The following is a 5,656-nucleotide window of genomic DNA, read 5'->3' as shown; positions in this document are numbered from 1 at the left end:
CAAATTTTTCTACTGATATCCCAAATAATTTTTTTTGATATATCTTATAATACTCATTTCTAATAGCATAAGGTTTTCTGGATGTGTATTTTATATTATAAGAATTAATAAATTTCATTATTGTTTTTGATTTTATAATTCCCTTTCTGATTTTTAAATCATTATATTTTAAAATAAAGTTTTTTAATTCATTATCTATTTTATAATCTGTAGCAGATACTTCAGGAATAAAATTATAAAAAGTTTTTTTAATCTTTATTCTACCATCTTTATTTAATTGAATAATAGTATTAGCAGTATCAAAAGCTTTCACATCATTATTAATTCTTCTGACTTCAAAAACAGTATCAAGCCAGTTATAAATATACTCTAAATCTTCAAAATAATAACCAATATAATATTCCAGTAAATCAGCTGCAATCAACGCTTTCTTTTTATCTTCATTCCTTATCCACCATGCAGCGCCATTTAAACCATTACACATCATTGTTGGATGTAGAAATTTTTTTGCAAGATTATATCCTTCTATAAATAACTCATATGCTTTATTATAATCTTCTTTCTTAATATAATCTCTTGCCTGAGAATACTTCAAAATAGCTTTATCCACATTGTTTTGTACATAATTATCAGAATATGCTTTAAATTCCTTATCAAGGATATTATATTTTGTATTTAATAACTTTAAACCAGGAATCATTAAATTCCTGGCATATTCTGAAATGTTATTAAAATTATCTCTTAAATATTTACATTCTTTTTTAGCGAGTTCAAACTGATTATTTTTTACATAAAGAGATATAAGTTCAAACCTTGCTAACTCTCTTAATATTGTTGTTGTTGTTGTTGAAATAACTTTATTTGCATATTTGATAGCAGAATTAAAATCTCTTTTCCATTTTGATTTTAATAATAAAATATAATATTTCAAATCTTCTTTGATGTTGTTTTTATAAATATAATTAATAATCGGGATTGAGTAGATACCAAATCTTATAATATTGAGAACATTTTTTATTTTATTTTTTTTCATTAAAACCATCTCCTTAATACACGAGAAATAATATCTTTACTAAAAATTTACCAATATTCTTCCTTTAATTATTTAACAAATCATAAAAATTATATCATTCACAAAAAAGCACAAAATAAGTAAAATTAATAAAAATTATAATATTATTAAAATGTAACAATATTTGTTTTTACAAATATTGTGAAATTGTGAAATTATAAAACGCTGATAAAATAAGGATTTATAAAAAATAAAAAAACACTTGAAAGTCATGTTAGAAATGGTAAAATGAAAACAGGGAGGTGGGATAATGAAAAAAACTATTATATTAATAATTATAGGAATTCTGTTATTTTCAACAATCTTATTTGCAGGAGATAATGATAAAGAATACACAACCGATTCATACAATCATCAAATTCAAAATGAAATTTCTGAGTAAGTTTTGAAAAAAGGGCCTTATATATTATAACAAAATTTATACACCTTACCAACCGGTTGGAAAAAACTAAAAAAAAATTTTTTGAAAGGAGCGAGAGTAATGAATATCTTAAAAAGAATAGTTTCAGGCAAAATTCCATTAGGAGGATGTACAAATAGAAGTCAAAGATGTGCGGATTTAACCCAATAATAACTAAATAAAAAGTCGGCCGACTTTCATAATATTTGCAGGGAGGTATTAAAAATGGGGTATGTTTACTCTAAATATTTAATAAATAAAAAAATTAAAAATAAAGATGTATTTTATAATCTTCTTCTTAGAAATTATATAGAATTAGATTTTGATACAGCAAAAAAATTGAAAAATATTAATAATAATCTTGATAATATAGATTTTTTTATTAATGAAGGAATTTTAGTAAAAAAAGACTTTAGCGAAAAAAATTTGTATTATTATATCACAAATAAGATAAAATATACAAATTATACACTTTCTATTACTGATACAGTTACTTTGGATTGCAATTTGGAATGTAGTTATTGTATGCGACAAAATACATATAAGTCTGAGCATATTGTTCCTCAATCACCAGAAAAGAAAATTGAAGTATGGAAAAAATTGTTAGAATTATTACATAGTGAAGAAATTGTTGTAACCTTTTTCGGTGGAGAACCATCATTATATCCGAAATATATTTCTTCAATGATTGAAAGATCTGAAAAGTTAAATCTTCCTGTGAAAAATTTTAATCTAATATCAAATGGTGTCAGCTATTCTGAAAAAATGATAGATGTTTTGAAAAGTAATAAAATTAAGTTTGTTCAAATAACTATTGATGGACCTAAAGAAATACATAATTTAAGAAGGAAATCTGAAAATATTAATAATAGTTGGGATTATATAATTAATACAATAAAAATAATTTTAGAAAAGACTACATCAATAATTATATTACATAGTGTTATAGATAATATAAATTTTTATGAAGGTCATTCAAAAATGCTAGAAGATTTAATAAATATTTTTGGTATTACTGCATTAAAAAAGAAATTTATTTTTAATATTGGTTTATTAAGTCATCCAGATGGATTCTGTTCATATACAAAGAAAAATATTCCTTCTCTAGAAAAATACGGTAAAATATATCTTGAAACATTAAAAAATATTTTAGAAAAAAATTTAAATGTTGTTGATTTTTTAAATGTTTGGCCATGCACATATAATAAAGAAGGGGATATAGTTATTGCACCTAATGGAGATTTGTATAATTGTATTTCTGGAATTGGAATTGATAAATTTAAAATTTGTACCTACGATGAAATAATAAACAAACCAGAAAATTTTTTAAGAAAATATTCACAGTTTTTGGAAAACAAATTTACTGATGAATTATGCGAAGATTGCAAATATTTACCAATATGCAACGGGGGGTGTAGATATAATATTTATATTAACAAAGCAAAAAAAGATTGCTGGAAAGCATTTCATAATAAGGTATACGAGGAACTTTTAAGTTTATATTTTAAATATAAAGAGCAGGTGAAAATATGAAAGTAATAGAAGCAAAAAATATTAAAAAAAGTTTTGAAAATCTTGAAGTATTGAAAGAAATTAACTTGTCAATTAAGAAAGGGGATTTTGCTGTTGTTATAGGAAAAAATGGAAGCGGTAAAAGCACATTACTTAAAATTGCAATAGGATTATTATTACCGGATGAAGGAGAAATAAAAGTTCTTAATTATGATGTTAAGACAAAATGGAAAAAATTATCAAAAGAAATAGGGGTAGTACTTACAAATGAAAGGAGTTTATATTGGAAATTAACAGCTTATGAGAATCTTGATATATTTGGAGGTATTTATGGAGTTAAAAGAAATATAAAAAAAGAAAAAATTAGATATTTGCTTGAAAAATTTAATCTTACACAATTTTCAAATATTACAGTTGAAAATTTTTCAACTGGAATGAGAAAAAAATTAATGCTATGTAAAGCTCTTATCCATGAACCAAAAGTTTTATTTTTAGATGAAATCTTAAATGGTCTTGATCCAGAAGCCGTATATGAAATGATAGAATATTTAAATGAGTTAAACAAAGAAGGATTAACGATATTTATGATTAGCCATATTCTCCATGGTTTTTCAAAAAATACGGATATATATTTTTTAAAAGATGGATCTCTCAAATTAACAACAAAGTTTGGAGATATAAAAGAAGAAAATAAAAATATTTATGATTATTTTAGAGATATCATCAAAAGTGAGGAATCTGTATGAAGGATATAATGTATCTTATAAAAAAAGACTGGCTGATAAGAAAAAAATATAAATTTGTATGGATAAATATGGCATTAACTCCATTTTTTATGATAGGACCATATATTTTTACATCAAAGTTATTTGGAAAAGTAAATTTTTCAGAAAGTATATTAATAGGAACGCTATTGTGGTACTGGTTAAATCAATATTTTTGGGGAGTAGGTGATGGATTTGGAGAAGAAAGATCTGAAGGAACTTTAATTTCCATAATAATATCCCCTGTTTCATCTTTAAAATTTCTCTTTTCCAAAGGAATTGATACATTTTTAACTAATATTTATATTACTTTATTTACCCTTATTTTCTTTGCGCTTTCTGGAATAACAACAAAATTTAGCTTATGGATATTTGTTCTTTTATCTATAAGTGGATTATATATAACGTTTTTTTCCATATTTTTTGCAGCATTAGCATTATGGAAAAAGAAAATAGGTAGTATTAATTATACACTTCAGTATTTTATAGGGCTTCTTTCTGGAATGACCAGTCCTGTAAATTACTATCCTATATATATAAAAGCAATATCATATATAATCCCACTAACTTACTTAATATCTATAGGAAGAAATATAATTCAAACTGGAAGTATTGATAATAAAAATTTATATATGCTTCTAATATTAACGATAATAAGTTTTTTATATCTTGTTATAGGAATAATAATGTTAAAAAAAGTGGAAAACTATACACGGAAAAAAGGCGAGTGGGAAACATGGTAAACAGTCTATATCTCGCAAAAGCAAATTTTTTAACAGCAAAAAAATATAAAATAGACTGGTATGGTGCATTTTTCACACCATTATTGACTATATTACCAGTATTTTTGCTTTTTTATTTTGGGGAAAAAAGTGGATTGGTTCAATTTTTTTATGGAAATACAAATACTAAAAATATATTTGGGTACATTTTAATTGGAGCAGCATATTGGAATTATATTGAAGTGTTATGGGGTGTTATATTTACATTAAGGCATTATATGAGAATAGGTCAGTTAGAAGAAATATTTTTAATGCCAATTAATCCTTTTGGATATATTTTTGGATGGTCAGTATTAGGTATATTAAAAGTTACTTTAGAATCAATTCCAATAATAATATTATCTATTTTATTTAATTTAACAACACTTAATTTTATGAATTTTATAGTATCAGTAGGTGTATTCGTTATATCAATGTTAGCATCATTTGGTTTTGTATTTTTCTTTTTTGGTATTACATTACTATTTAAAGATGGTGATGAATTAGTAAGTTTAATAGGAAATGCAGCACCATTATTAGGAGGTATGTTTTTTCCAATAACTGTTTTACCAAATTTTTTAAAAATTTTTTCTTATCTTTTCCCATTTAGTTGGGGATTAGACTTAATGAGACATTTATTAATGAATACAAATACAATTTTAGAGATTAATTCAGAATATATAATATTGACTATAATATCGATAGTATATTTAATAAGCGGAATTATTACATTCAAAATTTTAGAAAAAAAATCGCGTAAAAAAGGTTTTCAGGGCTTTTAATATAAGTAAAAAATGTGGATTTAATTCTTAATTTGGATGAAAAATAGACTAAACCTTAATAAAAATATATGAAATAATGGAAGAATTGTCGCAAAAAGGAAAAACGATAATATTAGCCAGTCATGACGTAAGTGAAATAGAAAAAACAGAAAGGATAATAGGGTAAAAAAAATAGTGGCAGACAAAAAAACAGAGGAAATACTCAAAAAAACAACAAAAGAAAATGAAGAAAGGTTATTGGAATTAATCAAATAAGATAAAACCAATTAATCATTAACATCAAATAATAGCAAGAATATAAAATTGCATCAATACATTAAACAAAAACTTAACCATAAAAATATATCAGGTGATAAAATAATTAT

At 23.7% G+C, this 5,656-nt stretch carries 5 protein-coding genes and 1 pseudogene; 5 read left to right on the top strand and 1 reads right to left on the bottom strand.

Annotated elements, in window-relative coordinates:
- Positions 1-1,033, bottom strand: a pseudogene (locus BUA62_RS10990) (hypothetical protein); the annotation flags it as partial.
- A gap of 289 nt (positions 1,034-1,322) precedes the next feature.
- Between BUA62_RS10990 and BUA62_RS11870 the strand changes: the two are divergent.
- The 5 genes from BUA62_RS11870 (at position 1,323) to BUA62_RS10970 (ending at position 5,291) form a co-directional block, all read left to right on the top strand.
- Positions 1,323-1,454 carry a hypothetical protein gene (locus tag BUA62_RS11870; protein ID WP_268776026.1) on the top strand — a complete coding sequence of 44 codons (132 nt, stop codon included), beginning with the start codon at positions 1,323-1,325 and terminating at the stop codon, positions 1,452-1,454.
- A 243-nt stretch (positions 1,455-1,697) separates the two neighbouring features.
- The gene (locus BUA62_RS10985) at positions 1,698-3,005 is read left to right on the top strand and encodes a radical SAM/SPASM domain-containing protein (RefSeq protein ID WP_072866082.1); all 1,308 of its coding nucleotides are present in this window, start codon (positions 1,698-1,700) and stop codon (positions 3,003-3,005) included.
- Positions 3,002-3,730 carry an ABC transporter ATP-binding protein gene (locus tag BUA62_RS10980; RefSeq protein ID WP_143148385.1) on the top strand — a complete coding sequence of 243 codons (729 nt, stop codon included), beginning with the start codon at positions 3,002-3,004 and terminating at the stop codon, positions 3,728-3,730. The genes BUA62_RS10985 and BUA62_RS10980 overlap by 4 nt, the downstream gene beginning before the upstream one ends.
- Positions 3,727-4,491 carry an ABC transporter permease gene (locus BUA62_RS10975; protein WP_072866081.1) on the top strand — a complete coding sequence of 255 codons (765 nt, stop codon included), beginning with the start codon at positions 3,727-3,729 and terminating at the stop codon, positions 4,489-4,491. The genes BUA62_RS10980 and BUA62_RS10975 overlap by 4 nt, the downstream gene beginning before the upstream one ends.
- Entirely contained in the window at positions 4,485-5,291 is an 807-nt protein-coding gene (locus BUA62_RS10970) for an ABC transporter permease (protein ID WP_072866080.1), read from the top strand. The genes BUA62_RS10975 and BUA62_RS10970 overlap by 7 nt, the downstream gene beginning before the upstream one ends.
- Positions 5,292-5,656 lie beyond the last annotated feature (365 nt).

It is taken from the genome of Marinitoga hydrogenitolerans DSM 16785, assembly GCF_900129175.1.
Taxonomy (GTDB): Bacteria; Thermotogota; Thermotogae; order Petrotogales; family Petrotogaceae; genus Marinitoga; species Marinitoga hydrogenitolerans.
The sequence above is the reverse complement of the archived record's forward strand: the minus strand, read 5'-3'. Positions and strand labels throughout refer to the sequence as shown.